Below are 15,660 nucleotides of genomic sequence, written 5' to 3' on the forward strand. Positions count from 1 at the left end.
GGCGGCCATTTTTTATGCGTGAAGCAAACCTGGCGAACCTAGCGCACCTTGCGGCTGCTGCCCAGATCATCGAGCAATACCTTCAATTCATCCTGCATTGCATCCGTCAGGTTCAGGAAGCGGCAGCCGATCTGCACTTGCTCGCCCAGCAGGAAGGAGCGGAAGGTGCGCGACAGGCGGATTTCCAGGTCGGCGATCATGACCTTGTTCGGTCCCAGCTCCAGGCGCACGCGCGACAGCTTGCGCCCCACGTACAGGCCGATCGTGTCGCGCGGATGGGCGCGCATGCCGATGCCGCCGGCCGAGAAATCATACAGCTGCAATTCATACGGACGTCCCTCGAGCACGAAGGCGGCCAGGTAGTACACGCCCAGCGGCGTTTCCAGGCGCGTCGATTCGCGCCGTTCCAGCACCAGGCAATGACTGGGGAAGTTGGTCAGATACACGTTCGGCCGCTCGGGATACGCTTGCCATTCGCCATTGATGGTAAATTGCAGCTTGGCGCTTTGCACCCACGATACAAATGTGGCGCCGCCTGCAGGCAGGGTGGCGCCTTCATTGAGTTCCAGCACGAATTGCGGCAAGTCATCGTCGACGGACAAAATGCGCGCCATGATGACGTCTTCGCCGCCTGTCGGGTAGATGGAAATGGCGTCGCCGTTGTCAGCCAGGCTGCACAGGGTTTCGCCGATATCCCACGGATCGCTCATATGGTGCGGCTTGGTGCCGGGCGCCATCGGCTCGGCCACGTCAGCCAGGCTGGGCGCGCCTTTGCGCAGGGGATTGGGGATGGGATCGTTCACGACAGCGTATCTCTTTTGTTCTAATGGGGAATAGTGTATAGGTTTAAAGCAATATTTACTAAGTAAATCACAATAATTGTTTTTATATCACTATGTTCCTGTTGCTTATGTGACTAGGCGCGCCGCGCGGCACGCCATCTTGACGTCGTAGCTTAAAATTGTTCGTCCGCGCTCAGGTAACGCCATTGACCCGTCGGCAAGTCGCCCAGCTTGACCTTGCCGATGCGCACGCGTTTCAGTCCCAGCACTTTCAAGCCCACGGCTTCGCACATGCGGCGGATCTGGCGTTTCTTGCCTTCGCGCAGGGTAAAGCTCAGCTGGTCTTCATTTTGCCAGCGCACCTTGGCCGGCAGCAGCGGCTTGCCGTCGAGCCACAGGCCGTGGTTGAGCTTTTTCAGCTCGCTGTCGGGCAGGGTGCCGCCCTTGGTGTAGCTCACGCGCACCAGGTATTCCTTGTCGATATCGGTATCGTGGCCGATCAGCTGCTTGGCCACGCGGCCGTCCTGCGTCAGGACCAGCAAGCCGACGGAATCGATGTCCAGTCGGCCGGCCGCCACCAGGCTGCGCAGCTGGGTCGGGTGGAACTGTTCCGGGCTGCGGTCTTCCGCCCAGCGGTTTTCCGCCTTGATCAGGGCCACGGCGGGCGTGTAGCCGTCTTCGGCCTGGCCGCTGACGTAACCGACGGGTTTGTTGATCAGCACGGTGACGCGCTTCGATTGCTCGGCTGCCGCCTGGCGTTCCACGGTGATTTTCTGGCTCGGGTAGACCTTGCTGCCCAGCTCGGACACCACCTTGCCATCCACGCGGACCCAGCCGCGTGCGATCCACTCATCGGCTTCGCGGCGGGAGGACAGGCCCAGTTCGGACATGCGTTTGGACAAGCGTAATAATTCTTCGGTCATGTTGTTTCAGTTTCAGTAAGGGTAGGCGCTGCGCGGAAAGTCTACACTTTCAGCGCATCGAGTAAATCGGTTTCCAGCAATATCTGGTTGCGGGCATTGTTGAGCGCGGGCCCGTCGACGAGGAAGACGTCTTCGACCCGCTCGCCCAGGGTCATGATCTTGGCCGTGTGCAAGTTGATGCGGTACTTGGTCAGCACGTTGGCGATCGCATACAGCAAGCCCGTGCGGTCGTTGGCCGCCACCGACAGCAAATAGTACTGGCCCTTTTCATCGGGCCGCAAATCCACGGTCGGCTGGAAGGGGAAGGTGCGCGACAGGCGCGACAGCCGTCCCTTGCCCGGCGGCGGCAGCGGCGTTTGCGACTGCAGCAGCTCGCCCAGCTCATGCTCGATCAGGCTGATGATGTCGCGGTAGCTCTTGGCGAAGTTCTGCTCGGTGACAAGGAAGGTGTCGAGCGCATAGCCGTTTTTCGTCGTGTGGATCTTCGCGTCGAGGATGCTGAAATTCTTGCGGTCGAAATAACTGCAGATGCGCGCGAACAGGTCGGGCTGGTCGGGAATGTACACGGCCACCTGCAAGCCTTCGCCGATGGGCGCCAGCCGGCATTTTACCACCGGCAACTTGCTGTCAAGCTTGTCATACAGCGAGCGCGTCTGCCAGGCGATGTCGGACGCGTCGTGGCGCAGGAAATAGGCCACGTCCAGTTGCTGCCACAGTTTCAGATGGGCATCGGGCGGCAAACCGTACAGGCGCAGGGTGGCCAGCGCTTCCTGCTGGCGGTTTTTCAGCTCGCGGTCGGCCGTGTGCGGCTCGCCGCCCAGCACGCGCAAGGTGATCTTGTACAGGTCTTCCAGCAGCTTGCCCTTCCAGGCGTTCCACACTTTCGGGCTGGTGCCGCGGATGTCTGCCACCGTCAGCAGGTACAGGCCCGTCAGGTGGCGCTCGTCCTTGACCACTTTCGCAAACGCGGCGATGACGTCGGGATCGGACAAGTCTTGCTTTTGCGCCACTTGCGACATGGTCAAATGATTTTCCACAAGGAATGCCACCAGTTCCGTGTCTTCTTCCGACAAGCCGTGATCCTGGCAGAACTGGGTGGCGTCGGCCACGCCCAGCTTCGAATGGTCGCCGCCGCGGCCCTTGGCGATGTCGTGGAACAGGGCCGCCACGTACAGCAGCCACGATTGCGAGAAGTCGGCCATCAGCTGGCTGCAGAACGGGTATTCGTGCGCGTGTTCGCTCATGGTGAAGCGGCGCATGTTGCGCACCACCATCAAAATGTGCTGGTCGACCGTGTACACGTGGAACAGGTCGTGCTGCATCTGGCCCACGATGCGGCGGAAATTCGGCAGGTAGCGCCCCAGGATGCTCATTTCGTTCATGCGCCGCAGCGCGTGGATGATGCCGACCGGCGCTTGCATGATGCGCAGGAAGAGGGCGCGGTTGACGGGATCCTGGCGGAAGGCGGCGTCGATCTTGAAGCGCGCGTGCCACAGGGCCCGCGTGGCGCGCGACGTCATGCCCTTCAGGGCCGGGCGTTCCGTCATCAGCACGAAGACTTCCAGCATGGCCGATGGGTATTGTTCGAAGGTATCGTCGGCGCTGATGTCGATCAGGCTGTTGACTTCATTGAAGCGCTCGTTGATGGGCACGGCCACGTCGTCTTGCGGAAACAGCCGTGCCTCGATGTTTTGCAGCAAAATCGTGTTGAGCTGGGTCACCGTCTTGGCGGCCCAGTAGTAGCGTTGCATCAGGAATTCGCTGGCGCGGCGCATGTGCGGCCCGCTGCCCGTCGCTTGCAGGCCCAGCGATTCGGCGATCGCCGTCTGCACGTCGAACACGAGGCGGTCTTCGCGCCGGCCCGCGTGCAGGTGCAGGCGCACGCGGATATCCTTGAAGGCGCGTTCCTTTTCCATCAGCTGGCGCGCTTCCGTCAGGGTGATCAGGCCGCCCGTGGCCAGGGTGCGCCACGAGTTCGCCAGGCCGGCTGCCTTGGCCACCCACAGGATCACTTGCAAGTCGCGCAGGCCGCCCGGGCTTTCCTTGCAATTCGGTTCCAGGCTGAAGGCCGTATCCTCGTATTTGGCGTGTCTCTGGCGCATTTCCGCCGTTTTTGCCTGAAAGAAGGCCTGCGGGTCCATGGCCGCGTCGTAGCGCTGCTGCAATTGCGCGAACAGATCCGCGTTGCCGCACACGAGGCGCGCTTCGAGCAAGCTTGTTTGCACGGTGATGTCAGCCTTCGATTCGATCAAACACTCATCGACCGTGCGGATGCTGTGGCCGATTTCCAGGCCCAGGTCCCACAGCAGTTGCACCAGTTCTTCGAGCTTTTCCTGCGTGGCGGCGTCCGGTGCTTGTTGCAGCAGGATCAGCAGGTCGACGTCGGAATACGGAAACAGTTCACCGCGGCCATAGCCTCCCACGCCCACCAGGGCCGTGCCGGGCGGCAAACCCGCTTCCTGCCAGGCGCGCGCCAGCACGCCATCGACGCTGTGGCGCAGGCTGCGCAGCAGTTTTTCAGGCTTGCCGTCAGCCTGGAAGGCCGCAATGACGACCTGGCGGTCGGCTTTCAGTTGCTGTTTCAGCTGTTCCCGAATCTGCTTTTTCATCTGGGCCCTGGGGTGGCGGTGCGTGGGATGGAGAATCAGGCTTTGTTCAGGATCAAGGCGGGTGGCGGCGGCATGCCGGGCGAGACGGTCAGCACTTCATAGCCCGTTTCCGTCACCAGCACCGTGTGTTCCCATTGCGCCGACAGGCTGCGGTCCTTGGTTTTGATGGTCCAGCCATCGTTCATTTCGCGGATTTCGCGGCGGCCCGAGTTGATCATCGGTTCCACGGTAAAAATCATGCCCGCTTCCAGGCGCTCCAGGGTACCTGGCTTGCCGTAATGCAGCACTTGCGGCTCTTCATGGAAGACCTTGCCGATGCCGTGGCCGCAGAATTCGCGCACCACGCTGTAGCCGGCCTTTTCGGCATGCTGCTGGATGGCGTGGCCGATATCGCCCAGGTGGGCGCCCGGCTTGATCTGGTCGATGCCCAGCCACATGCATTCATAGGTAATTTCCGACAGGCGCTTGGCCAGGATGGTCGGCGTGCCGACGAGGAACATGCGGCTGTTGTCGCCGTGGTAGCCATCCTTGATGACGGTGATGTCGAGGTTGACGGAGTCGCCGCTCTTGAGGACCTTGTCGCCGGGAATGCCGTGGCAAATGACGTCGTTGACGGAGGTGCAGATGGCTTTCGGGTAGGGCGTGTAGCCAGGAGGACAGTAGTTCAGCGGGGCAGGGATGGTGCCTTGCACGTTGACCATGTATTCGTGGCACAGGCGGTCCAGTTCGCCCGTCGTGACGCCGACCTTGACGAAAGGCGTGATGTAATCGAGTACTTCGGCGCCGAGTTTGCCGGCAACGCGCATGCCTTCGATGTCGGCGGCGGTATTGATACGGATGGTGGACATGGTGTAATTCGCAATCTGCAAGATGTTCGGGTGAAAAGCACAGACGAATCTCAGCGTATGAGGAAAAGTCTGCAAATATGTCGAAATTATAAACGAGGCGCCCGGCATCCGCCGCCTCCATCCTATGGCTGGCAGGCGATTTTTGCGGGAAAACCCATGGTCGATACGCCTTGCACCAGTGTGGTGCAACGCTTGCCGTCGCTGCGCGTGCGATTTGCGGCGCGGGCTTGATGAAATGGGCATTTCAGTGTAGAATCCCGGGTTGCTTGAATTCTCTTTTAAGCAATGCAGTAAAACAGTGTCTTTAATTTATATAAACACGCGAATCCGGTCGACAAGGGTGCCTGTATGGTGACTGATCGGATTCCAGACCCAACCCTGGAGTTAATAATGTCCGTAACAATGCGCGAAATGCTGGAAGCCGGTGTCCACTTTGGTCACCAAACCCGTTTTTGGAATCCAAAAATGGCACCGTTCATCTTCGGCCATCGCAACAAGATCCACATCATCAACCTGGAAAAAACCATGGCGATGTACCAGGACGCAATGAAGCACGTGCGTCAACTGGCTGCAAACCGTGGCACCATCCTGATGGTTGGCACCAAGCGTCAAGCTCGCGAAATCATCGCTGCTGAAGCACAACGCGCTGGCGTGCCTTTCGTTGATCAACGTTGGTTGGGCGGCATGCTGACCAACTTCAAAACGATCAAAACCTCGATCAAGCGTCTGAAAGACATGGAAGTCATGGTTGAAGACGGTTCGATCGAGAAGCTGTCGAAAAAAGAAGCGCTGATGTTCTCCCGCGAAATGATCAAGCTGCAAAAATCGATCGGCGGCATCAAGGACATGGGCGGCATTCCTGACGCAATCTTCGTCGTCGACGTCGGCTACCACAAAGGTGCGATCACCGAAGCAGCTAAACTGGGTATCCCGGTCATCGGCGTTGTCGATACCAATCACTCCCCAGAAGGCGTGAACTTCGTGATCCCAGGTAACGATGACTCCTCGAAAGCCATCATGTTGTACGCTCGCGGTGTTGCTGATGCAATCATCGAAGGCCGTGCAGCTGCCGGTAACGAAGTTGTTGAAATGGTTAAAGCAGCCGCTGGCGACGAATTCGTCGAAGTTAACGAACAGGCTTAATGGCCAGGCTATCGCAAGATAGCCGTTTGTAAGCACAGCAGTAAGGGAAAAGGGGGTGGCAGCAGCTCCCCCTTTTTTTTAACAAAAAAACGATAGTGACCGCTGGCGAGGCATGCATGCCCGGCCGCGACTATCGAATCACCGAATCAGGAGAAACACATGGCAGCGATTACAGCAGCGATGGTAGGCGAATTGCGCGGCAAAACCGACGCACCAATGATGGAATGCAAAAAAGCACTGACCGAAGCCGAAGGCGACATGGCTCGTGCGGAAGAGATCCTGCGCGTCAAACTGGGCGGCAAGGCATCGAAAGCATCGGCACGCATCACCGCTGAAGGCGTCGTGGCAACCTACATCGCCAATGGCGTAGGCGCCCTGGTCGAAGTGAACTCGGAAACCGACTTCGTTGCGAAAAACGACGATTTCCTGGCACTGGCCAACAACGCTGCCCGTCTGGTAGCAGAACACAACCCGGCTGACGTCGCTGCCCTGCTGGCCCTGCCACTCGATGGCAAGACCCTGGACGACGTGCGCGCTGCCCTGATCGGCAAAATCGGCGAAAACATGACCATCCGCCGCTTCCAGCGTTTCGAAACCAGCGCCAAGCTGGCTTCGTACCTGCACGGTTCGCGCATTGGCGTGATCGTCGAATTCGACGGCGCCGATGAGCAAGTGGGCAAAGACGTGGCCATGCACATCGCTGCCATGAAGCCAGTGTCGCTGTCGTCGAACGAAGTTCCAGCGGAACTGATCGAAAAAGAGCGCTCGGTTGCACAACTGAAAGCCGAAGAAGACGCAGCCAAAGCGGCCGCCGAAGGCAAGCCAGCGCAATCGCCGGAAATCCTGGCCAAGCGCCTGGAAGGTTCCGTACAGAAGTTCCTGAAAGAAGTTTCCCTGCTGAACCAGGCTTTCGTGAAAAACGACAAGCTGTCGGTTGAGCAAATGCTGAAGGCGGCTAACACCAGCGTCAAAGGTTTCGCCATGTACGTAGTGGGCGAGGGCATCGAGAAGAAGCAAGACGACTTCGCAGCAGAAGTCGCAGCACAGATGGCTGCCTCCCAGGGAGCGTAAGTAAAGCGGGCCGAGAGGCCCGTTTTTTTGGCCCGCCCGCACCTGTCGTGCCGGGCGGCGGCATGGGCAGCTTCCTCTCGCCTATCCGGCGCTGCAAGGCGCTGCGCCATGTCATACTCGAATAACCTCATTTATGGAGCCCCAGCTCATGTCAAAACCAGCCTACAAGCGCGTCCTCCTCAAGTTGTCCGGCGAAGCCCTGATGGGTGATGATCCCTACGGCATCAACCGCGCCACGATCGAGCGCATGGTGGCCGATGTGGCCGAGGTGGCGAAGTTGGGTGTGGAACTGGCAATCGTGATTGGCGGCGGCAATATCTTCCGCGGCGTCGCGCCTGGCGCGCAAGGCATGGACCGTGCCACCGCCGACTACATGGGCATGCTTGCCACCGTGATGAACGCACTGGCCCTGGCCGATGCCATGCGCCACGTCGGCATTACCGCGCGCGTCATGTCGGCCATCGGCATCGAGCAAGTGGTCGAGCCGTACGTCCGCCCGAAAGCCCTGCAATACCTGGAAGAAGGTAAAGTGGTGGTCTTCGCCGCCGGCACCGGCAATCCGTTCTTCACCACCGACACGGCAGCTGCCCTGCGCGGTGCCGAGATCAGCGCCGAGATCGTCCTGAAGGCCACCAAGGTCGACGGCGTGTACACGGCCGATCCGCAGAAAGATCCGAACGCCACCCTGTTCCACACGATTACGTTCGACGACGCCATCGCCAAGCACCTGCAAGTGATGGATGCCACGGCATTCGCCCTGTGCCGCGACCAGAAACTGCCAATCAAAGTGTTTTCGATCACCAAGCCAGGCGCGCTGATGCGCGTCATCATGGGCGAAGATGAAGGCACGCTGGTTCACGTATAGAAATAAGGAGCACCGAGAAACTGTCCATGGCTGCGTTGCAGCGCCTCGCCGTACATTCGTACTGTCTTCGGCGCTGCGCCTTGCCCTGAACGGTTTTCGGCACTCCCGACTGCGCGAACATTTACACTGCAGTGAATAATTGTAATACCCATTTATTATCAAGATATAGGAGGGCGTATGTCCTTAGCTGACGTTAAAAAGAACACCCAGGAACGCATGACGAAGTCGCTGGAAACACTGCGGGCCGACCTGGCCAAAGTGCGTACCGGCCGCGCCCATACGGGTATCCTGGACCACGTGATGGTCGATTACTACGGTTCGCCGACGGCGCTGACCCAGGTCGCCAACGTGACCCTGATCGACGCGCGCACCATCGGTGTGCAGCCGTACGAAAAGAAGATGGCCAACACCATCGAAAAAGCCATCCGCGACGCCGATCTGGGTCTGAACCCGTCGGCACAGGGCGACCTGATCCGCGTTCCGACGCCGCCGCTGACGGAGGAGCGCCGCAAGGAAATGGTCAAGCTGGTCAAGAGCGAAGCGGAAGACGCGAAGATTGCCGTGCGTAACATTCGCCGCGATGCGAACGAGTCGCTAAAAAAACTGGTCAAGGAAAAAGCCTGCTCCGAGGACGATGAGCGCCGCTCGTCGGAAGAAGTGCAGAAGCTGACGGACAAGTTTATTGCCGACATCGACAAGATGGTCGTCGACAAAGAAAAAGAAGTGCTGACGGTCTAGTTTTCAGTCCTTCGACGCTGCCCGGAAAAGCATGGCTTTTCCGGGCAGTGCTATTTGGCGCATAATAGCTATCTTTTATTTTTGGTATTCTTGTTTTCATGATCTATTCGAGTTCGACAACGGCAGTACCTGAGGTCGGTACGGTGCCGCGCCATGTGGCAATCATTATGGATGGCAATGGTCGCTGGGCAACCAAACGCTTCCTGCCCCGCGTGGCTGGCCACGTCAAGGGCGCCGACGCCGTGCGCGGCATCGTCGAGACTTGCCTCGAACGCGGTGTCGAGTACCTGACCCTGTTTGCCTTCAGTTCTGAAAACTGGCGCCGCCCGGAAGAAGAGGTGTCGATGCTGATGCGCCTGTTCGTCACGATGCTGGAACGCGAAGTGGTCAAGATGCATGCCAACGATATCCGCCTGAAGGTGGTGGGCGACCTGTCGCGCTTCAATGAGCAGCTGCAAACCCTGATCGCCAATGCGGAGCGCAAGACGGCGAACAACACGCGCCTGACGGTGTCCATCTGCGCCAATTACGGCGGCCGCTGGGACATCATGCAGGCAGTCAACAAAATGACGGCCGAGGCGGCAGCCAATGGCCAGCCCGCCGCGCACGCTTACACGGAAGAGCAACTGGCGCCGCACCTGGCCATGGCCTACGCACCCGAGCCCGACCTGTTCATCCGCACCGGCGGCGAGCAGCGCATTTCCAATTTCCTCCTGTGGCAACTGGCGTACACTGAGTTGTTTTTCACCGAGACTTTCTGGCCCGACTTCAATGACGAGTGCCTCGACGCGGCAATCGCGTCTTACCAGCAGCGCGAACGGCGCTTTGGCCGTACCAGCGCGCAATTAACTGAAAAGACAAACTGATGCTGAAAACACGGATAATCACCGCCCTGGTCTTGTTGGCGGTCTTGCTGCCGGTTCTGTATCTGAATTATTTCCCCGCCTTCGCCGTGATCGCCACGGCGTTCTTCGGCGCCGCCATCTGGGAAAGTTTCCGCATCTTCAAAAATCGCCAGGCGCTGCTGATTGCCGCCATCTGGACTGCCGCCTTCGCATATACGTTTTTTGTCGGTAACGGCATGGCGCAGCTCAATTTCTGGTTCGCCCTGTGCGTAGCCATCTGGCTGATCCGTTTCGTGCCTTCGCTGGCGACGGGCTTGCCGCCCACCGAAGGCCTGGGCAATACCTTGCTCAGCCTGGTGTACCCGGTGACCATCGTCGGCTGTTTTGTTGCCATCATCGCCCTGTTCCTGCATAGCCCCTTGTTCCTGCTGTCCGTCATGGCCCTCGTGTGGATCGCCGATATCGGCGCGTACTTCTCGGGCAAGGCTTTCGGCAAGCGCAAGCTGGCGCCAAGTATTTCCCCCGGTAAATCCTGGGAAGGCGCCATCGGCGGCGGCATCGCCGTGCTGGTCATCTCCGCCATCACCATCGTGGCCGCGCCATCGCTACCGGTCTTGCAAGACACCTTCGCCGTGCAGCTGCAATTGCGCCGCGGCTGGCCGGTGGCCTTGCTGGTGCTGCTGCTGATCGTCGCCGCCAGCATCGTCGGCGACCTGTTCGAATCCCAATTGAAGCGCCGCGCCGGCATCAAGGACAGCAGCAACCTGCTGCCTGGCCATGGCGGCGTACTCGACCGTATCGATGCCTTGATCCCGGTCCTGCCATTTGCCGCCCTCGTGGCCAGCTGGCTTTAAGGAAACTCATGCAATACATCACCATCCTTGGCGCGACCGGTTCCATCGGCGTGTCCACCCTGGACGTGCTCGCGCGTCATCCGGAGCAATACAGCGTGTATGCGCTGAGCGCGCACAGCCGTGTGGCCGAGCTGGCCGCCCAGTGTCTGCAATTCCGTCCCCAGCGCGCCGTCGTCGGCACGGCGGATGCCGCCCTTGAACTGACGCGCTTGCTGCGCGGGCAGGGCGTCGATACGCAGGTCGAGTACGGCGTGGACGCCCTGTGCGCCATCGCCAGCGCGCCGCAAGTGACGGGCGTGATGGCGGCCATCGTCGGCGCGGCCGGCCTGGCGCCCACCTTGGCGGCAGCGCGTGCTGGCAAGAAAGTATTGTTGGCCAATAAAGAAGCGCTGGTGATGTCCGGCCAGCTGTTCATCGATGCCGTGCATGACAACGGCGCCGTGCTGCTGCCGATCGACAGCGAACACAACGCTATTTTCCAATGCATGCCGCACGCCCATGGCCGCGCGCCGGGCGCCGCCGGCGTGGCGAAAATCGTGCTCACCGCTTCCGGCGGTCCCTTCCTCACGCGCGACGTCGAGACGCTCGACGCGGTCACGCCGGACCAGGCCTGCAAGCATCCGACCTGGGCCATGGGCCGCAAGATTTCCGTCGATTCGGCCACCATGATGAACAAGGGCCTGGAAGTGATCGAAGCGCACTGGCTGTTCGGCGCGCCGGCCGAGCAGATCGAAGTGCTGATCCACCCGCAAAGCGTGATCCATTCGATGGTGTCGTACATCGACGGTTCCGTGCTGGCCCAGCTGGGCAATCCGGACATGCGCACGCCGATCGCGCACGCGCTGGCGTATCCGCAGCGCATCGCTTCCGGCGTGGCGCAGCTGGACCTGGCGCAAGTGGCGACCCTGCAGTTCGAGCGTCCCGATTTCCGCCGTTTCCCTTGCCTGGCGCTGGCCTTCGACGCCTTGCGCGCGGGCGGCACGGCGCCGGCCCTGCTGAACGCGGCCAATGAAGTGGCCGTGCAAGCGTTTCTTGACGAGCAGATTGGTTTCCGCCAGATCGACCGGGTCATCGCGCACGTGATCGAGACGGTGCCGCACGGCGCCGCGTCCAGCATCGAAGCCGTGATGGAGCAGGACCGCCTGGCCCGAGCGGCCGCGCAAGCGTACATCGCCCAAAGGCTGGCCGCATGACCTTGATTACCACCTTGCTGGCGTTCATCGTTGCGCTGGGTTCGCTGATCACCTTGCACGAGCTGGGGCATTACCTGGTGGCGCGCTGGTGCGGCGTCAAAGTGCTGCGTTTCTCGATCGGCATGGGAAAAGTGGTGTACTCGCGCAAGTTTGGCAAGGACCAGACGGAGTGGGCGATTTCCGCGCTGCCGCTGGGCGGCTATGTGAGCATGCTCGACAGCCGCGCGCAAGACCTCAGCGATTTGCCGGAAAGCGAATTGCGCCGCGAATTCACGCGCCAGAGCGTGTGGCGCCGCATCGCCATCGTGGCCGCCGGCCCGCTGGCCAATTTCCTCGTCGCCATCGTGCTGTATGCGGGTCTGTTCATGCATGGCATCGAAGAGCCGTCGAGTAAACTCGGTCCCGTGGCCGAAGAGACGGCCGCCCATGCGGCCGGCTTGCGCAGCGGCGATACGGTTGAAGCGGTGAATGGCAAGGCCGTGGCCAGCTGGTCCGAGCTGCGCTGGGAATTGATCCAGGCTACTCTCGACAAGCAGCCGGCGCGCATCGAAGTGCGCCGTCCCGACCGCGGCCAGCAGGAAGCGACCTTGCCGACGGCCAGCCTGACGGAGACGGACTTGGAAGGCGACGTGCTGGGCAAGCTGGGCCTGACCCTGGCCCGTTCCGCGCCCACGCTGATGGAAATCATGCCCGGTGGCGCCGCCGCGCGCGCCGGCCTGCAGAAAAACGACCAGATCCTGGCCATCGACGAGCTGCCCGTGCACGACGTGGCGGCCGTCATCGCCACCCTGAGCCAGGCGCCGGGCAAGACCTTGCAATTGCGGCTCTTGCGCCAGGGCCAGGATCTGACCCTGTCCATCACGCCGGACGCCGTGCCGGGCGCCGGGGCGGAGGGAGCTGTAACAGTTGGTAAGATACAAGCGAAGCTGGGGCAGGTGCCGGATATGATCACCGTGGCCTCCGGACCGTTCGCCGCCGTGGGCAAGGCGTCCACCAAGGTCTGGGATACCAGTGTCATGAGCCTGAAAATGCTGGGCAAAATGATCACCGGCCAGGTCTCGCTGAAGAATGTGACGGGGCCGATTACCATCGCCGATTACGCGGGCCAGACGGCGCGCATCGGCCTGGTAAGCTACCTGAGCTTCATTGCCTTCATCAGTATCAGTCTGGGCGTGATGAATTTGCTACCCATTCCTGTTCTGGATGGCGGGCATTTGCTGTATTATTCGCTGGAAGTTTTGACCGGACGCCCCTTGCCGGAGCGCGTAGGCGAGATTGCCCAGCGCCTGGGGATCGGTTTGTTGCTGACCTTGATGGTGCTTGCCGTCTTTAATGACGTGTTGCGATTGCTGAATTAGGGCGGTGGTTGATGCCATTGCGTGAGTCGCACAAGCAATCTTTTGTGTATGTTGTCCATTGATTTACCCATTGAATAACCCCAATGAAATTACATTCTGCTCGTTTTGCCTTGCCTTCCTTTCGCCGCAGCCTGATCGGCGCCGCCGTCATGGCCATCTGTTCCGGCCACGCGCTGGCCGTCCAGCCATTTACTGTCAAGGACATCCGGGTCGAAGGGATCCAGCGTACCGAAGCGGGCACCGTCTTTGCCTACCTGCCTGTGCGGGTCGGCGAAACGTTCTCCGACGAGAAGAGTATCGCCGCCATCAAGGCCCTGTATGCGACGGGCATGTTCAAGGATGTGCGCCTGGAAGCCGACGGCGACGTGCTGGTGGTGCTGGTCGAGGAACGTCCGGCCATCGCTTCCGTGGCATTTACGGGTACCAAGGAATTTGAAAAGGATGTGCTGGTCAAGGCATTGAAGGAAATCGGCGTGGGTGAAGCCAAGATTTTCGACAAGGCATCCGTTGACCGCGCGGAACAGGAACTCAAGCGCCAGTACCTGTCGCATGGTTTGTACGGCGTGAAGATCACCACCACCGTCACGCCGATCGAGCGCAACCGCGTCAACGTGGTGTTCGCCGTCGACGAGGGCGACGTGGCCCGGATCAAGCAGATCAATATCGTCGGCAACAAGGCCTTCACCGACAAGGAGCTGCGCGAGCAGCTGGCCTTGAACACGGGCGGCTGGTTCAGCTGGTACACCAAGGCCGATCAATATTCGAAGACCAAGCTGACGGGCGACATCGAAGCGCTCAAGTCCTACTACCTGGACCGCGGCTATATCGAGATGCAGGTCGACTCGACGCAAGTGTCGATCACGCCCGATAAAAAAGACATTTACCTGACGATCAATATCACCGAAGGCGAGAAGTACAAGATCGCCGGCACCAAGTTCGAAGGCGAGATGTTCGGCCGCGAAGAAGAACTCAAAGCGCTGAACCTGATGCGCGAAGGCGAGATCTATTCGGGCGCGCGCCTGACGGCGACGAACAAGCGCATCCAGGACCGCCTGGCCACGTTCGGCTACGCCTTTGCCAACGTCAACGCCAATCCGGAAATCAACCGCGAAAAGCATGAAGTTGGTTTCACCTTCTTCATCGATCCGGGCAAGCGCGTCTACGTGCGCCACATGAATATCGCCGGCAATACCACCACGCGCGATGAAGTCATCCGCCGCGAATTCCGCCAGTTCGAATCGTCCTGGTACGACAGCAACAAGATCAAGCTGTCGCGCGACCGTGTCGACCGCCTCGGCTATTTCAAGGACGTGACCATCGACACGCCGGAAGCGCAGGGCACGACCGACCAGGTTGACGTCAACGTGACGGTGGTGGAAAAACCGACGGGTAACTTCCTGATCGGTGGCGCGTTCTCGCAATCGGAAAAATTCACGCTGTCGGCATCGATTTCGCAGGCCAACTTCGCCGGTAGCGGCAACACGGTCGGCATCGAACTCAATACCAGCCATTACAGCCGCACGATCGCGTTTTCGCAAACCAATCCGTATTTCACGGACGACGGCATTTCGCGCAGCTTTGAAGTTTACCTGCGCACGACGGAACCGCCAGCGCTGAACATCGGCAGCTACAAGATCAAGCAAACCGGTGGCCGCGTCAGTTTCGGCGTGCCGTTCTCGGAAGTCGATACCGTCTTCTTCGGTATCGGCGGCGAGCGCTCGCGCATCGAGACCGATATCACCAGCCCGATCCGCTTCAAGCAGTACGTGGTCGACAATGGCGGCCCGTCCGACGGCATCGGTTCGGCCACGACGAATTCCATCCCGCTGACGGCGGCTTGGCAGCGCGACAGCCGCGACAGCGCCCTGACGCCATCGATCGGCCGTTTACAGCGCGTCAATCTGGAGGCTGACCTGATCGGCGACCAGAAGTACTTCCGTGCCATCTACGAGCACCAGTATTTCCGTCCGCTGTTCAGCAAGGTCACCCTGGCGTTGAGGGGCGAACTCGATTATGGTCACGGCATCGGCAAGCACGTGTATCCGGTCTTCAAGAACTTCTACGGCGGCGGCATCGGTTCGGTGCGCGGCTACCTGAGTTCCTCGCTGGGCGCGGTCGAACCGAGCACCAACGATGCCTTGGGCGGCGCCTCGCGCATGTTCGGCAGCGCGGAGCTGCAGATGCCATTCCCCGGTTCGGGCAATGACCGCAGCTTGCGCTGGTTCGGTTTCCTTGACGGCGGCCAGGTCTACCAGGAAGGCGAAAAAATGCGTCTGTCGCAATTGCGCTATTCTGCTGGCTTGGGCATCAGCTGGATTTCACCGGTGGGCCCGCTCAAACTGAGCTATGCCAAGCCGCTGAACGCCAAGCCGACGGACCGCCTGGAGCGCTTCCAGTTCCAGATGGGCACCGGTTTTTAACCGGCCATCTG

General features: G+C 60.3%; 13 protein-coding genes. 9 read left to right on the forward strand and 4 right to left on the reverse strand.

Annotated elements, in window-relative coordinates:
• Nucleotides 1-38 precede the first annotated feature (38 nt).
• From KO539_RS16400 to map, 4 genes are all read right to left on the reverse strand, one after another.
• Complete coding sequence (locus tag KO539_RS16400) at nucleotides 39-803, reverse strand: flagellar brake protein (RefSeq protein ID WP_219310580.1); 765 nt, start codon at nucleotides 801-803, stop codon at nucleotides 39-41.
• A 152-nt stretch (nucleotides 804-955) separates the two neighbouring features.
• The gene (locus KO539_RS16405) at nucleotides 956-1,705 is read right to left on the reverse strand and encodes a pseudouridine synthase (protein WP_219310581.1); all 750 of its coding nucleotides are present in this window, start codon (nucleotides 1,703-1,705) and stop codon (nucleotides 956-958) included.
• 41 nt (nucleotides 1,706-1,746) lie between these two features.
• The gene (locus KO539_RS16410) at nucleotides 1,747-4,314 is read right to left on the reverse strand and encodes a [protein-PII] uridylyltransferase (RefSeq protein ID WP_219310582.1); all 2,568 of its coding nucleotides are present in this window, start codon (nucleotides 4,312-4,314) and stop codon (nucleotides 1,747-1,749) included.
• Nucleotides 4,315-4,349: 35 nt separating this feature from the next.
• Nucleotides 4,350-5,162 (reverse strand): type I methionyl aminopeptidase, encoded by an 813-nt coding sequence (gene map, locus KO539_RS16415; protein WP_035826955.1) that lies wholly within the window; start codon nucleotides 5,160-5,162, stop codon nucleotides 4,350-4,352.
• Between the two features lie 390 nt (nucleotides 5,163-5,552).
• On the opposite strand from map, the gene rpsB reads away from it, so the two are divergent.
• From rpsB to bamA, 9 genes are all read left to right on the forward strand, one after another.
• A complete protein-coding gene (gene rpsB / locus KO539_RS16420) occupies nucleotides 5,553-6,305 on the forward strand; it encodes a 30S ribosomal protein S2 (protein ID WP_071077760.1) in 753 nt (250 codons plus the stop codon).
• Between the two features lie 159 nt (nucleotides 6,306-6,464).
• On the forward strand, nucleotides 6,465-7,376 hold the full coding sequence (gene tsf / locus KO539_RS16425; protein ID WP_099379866.1) for a translation elongation factor Ts: 912 nt from the start codon (nucleotides 6,465-6,467) through the stop codon (nucleotides 7,374-7,376).
• A 148-nt stretch (nucleotides 7,377-7,524) separates the two neighbouring features.
• Nucleotides 7,525-8,241 (forward strand): UMP kinase, encoded by a 717-nt coding sequence (gene pyrH / locus KO539_RS16430; protein WP_035818156.1) that lies wholly within the window; start codon nucleotides 7,525-7,527, stop codon nucleotides 8,239-8,241.
• Nucleotides 8,242-8,418: 177 nt separating this feature from the next.
• On the forward strand, nucleotides 8,419-8,979 hold the full coding sequence (gene frr, locus KO539_RS16435; protein WP_034784152.1) for a ribosome recycling factor: 561 nt from the start codon (nucleotides 8,419-8,421) through the stop codon (nucleotides 8,977-8,979).
• A 98-nt stretch (nucleotides 8,980-9,077) separates the two neighbouring features.
• Nucleotides 9,078-9,845: a polyprenyl diphosphate synthase gene (uppS, locus tag KO539_RS16440; RefSeq protein WP_035818158.1), complete on the forward strand. Its 768-nt coding sequence runs from the start codon at nucleotides 9,078-9,080 to the stop codon at nucleotides 9,843-9,845.
• Nucleotides 9,845-10,678, forward strand: coding sequence for a phosphatidate cytidylyltransferase (locus KO539_RS16445; protein WP_219310583.1), 834 nt, complete (start codon nucleotides 9,845-9,847; stop codon nucleotides 10,676-10,678). The genes uppS and KO539_RS16445 overlap by 1 nt, the downstream gene beginning before the upstream one ends.
• 8 nt (nucleotides 10,679-10,686) lie before the next feature.
• Nucleotides 10,687-11,871: a 1-deoxy-D-xylulose-5-phosphate reductoisomerase gene (gene ispC, locus KO539_RS16450; RefSeq protein WP_099402255.1), complete on the forward strand. Its 1,185-nt coding sequence runs from the start codon at nucleotides 10,687-10,689 to the stop codon at nucleotides 11,869-11,871.
• Nucleotides 11,868-13,229 carry an RIP metalloprotease RseP gene (gene rseP / locus KO539_RS16455; RefSeq protein ID WP_219310584.1) on the forward strand — a complete coding sequence of 454 codons (1,362 nt, stop codon included), beginning with the start codon at nucleotides 11,868-11,870 and terminating at the stop codon, nucleotides 13,227-13,229. The genes ispC and rseP overlap by 4 nt, the downstream gene beginning before the upstream one ends.
• 83 nt (nucleotides 13,230-13,312) lie before the next feature.
• Entirely contained in the window at nucleotides 13,313-15,649 is a 2,337-nt protein-coding gene (bamA, locus tag KO539_RS16460; protein WP_219310585.1) for an outer membrane protein assembly factor BamA, read from the forward strand.
• Nucleotides 15,650-15,660: the final 11 nt, after the last annotated feature.

It is taken from the genome of Janthinobacterium sp. NKUCC06_STL, from assembly GCF_019345455.1.
Lineage (GTDB): Bacteria > Pseudomonadota > Gammaproteobacteria > Burkholderiales > Burkholderiaceae_D > Janthinobacterium > Janthinobacterium rivuli.

Excerpts from the sequence above, each read along its gene's own strand:
- KO539_RS16405 (WP_219310581.1), bottom strand. The coding sequence starts at position 1,705 with ATGACCGAAGAATTATTACGCTTGTCCAAACGCATGTCCGAACTGGGC.
- KO539_RS16410 (WP_219310582.1), bottom strand. The coding sequence starts at position 4,314 with ATGAAAAAGCAGATTCGGGAACAGCTGAAACAGCAACTGAAAGCCGAC.
- map (WP_035826955.1), bottom strand. The coding sequence starts at position 5,162 with ATGTCCACCATCCGTATCAATACCGCCGCCGACATCGAAGGCATGCGC.
- rpsB (WP_071077760.1), top strand. The coding sequence starts at position 5,553 with ATGTCCGTAACAATGCGCGAAATGCTGGAAGCCGGTGTCCACTTTGGT.
- tsf (WP_099379866.1), top strand. The coding sequence starts at position 6,465 with ATGGCAGCGATTACAGCAGCGATGGTAGGCGAATTGCGCGGCAAAACC.
- pyrH (WP_035818156.1), top strand. The coding sequence starts at position 7,525 with ATGTCAAAACCAGCCTACAAGCGCGTCCTCCTCAAGTTGTCCGGCGAA.
- frr (WP_034784152.1), top strand. The coding sequence starts at position 8,419 with ATGTCCTTAGCTGACGTTAAAAAGAACACCCAGGAACGCATGACGAAG.
- uppS (WP_035818158.1), top strand. The coding sequence starts at position 9,078 with ATGATCTATTCGAGTTCGACAACGGCAGTACCTGAGGTCGGTACGGTG.
- KO539_RS16445 (WP_219310583.1), top strand. The coding sequence starts at position 9,845 with ATGCTGAAAACACGGATAATCACCGCCCTGGTCTTGTTGGCGGTCTTG.
- ispC (WP_099402255.1), top strand. The coding sequence starts at position 10,687 with ATGCAATACATCACCATCCTTGGCGCGACCGGTTCCATCGGCGTGTCC.
- rseP (WP_219310584.1), top strand. The coding sequence starts at position 11,868 with ATGACCTTGATTACCACCTTGCTGGCGTTCATCGTTGCGCTGGGTTCG.
- bamA (WP_219310585.1), top strand. The coding sequence starts at position 13,313 with ATGAAATTACATTCTGCTCGTTTTGCCTTGCCTTCCTTTCGCCGCAGC.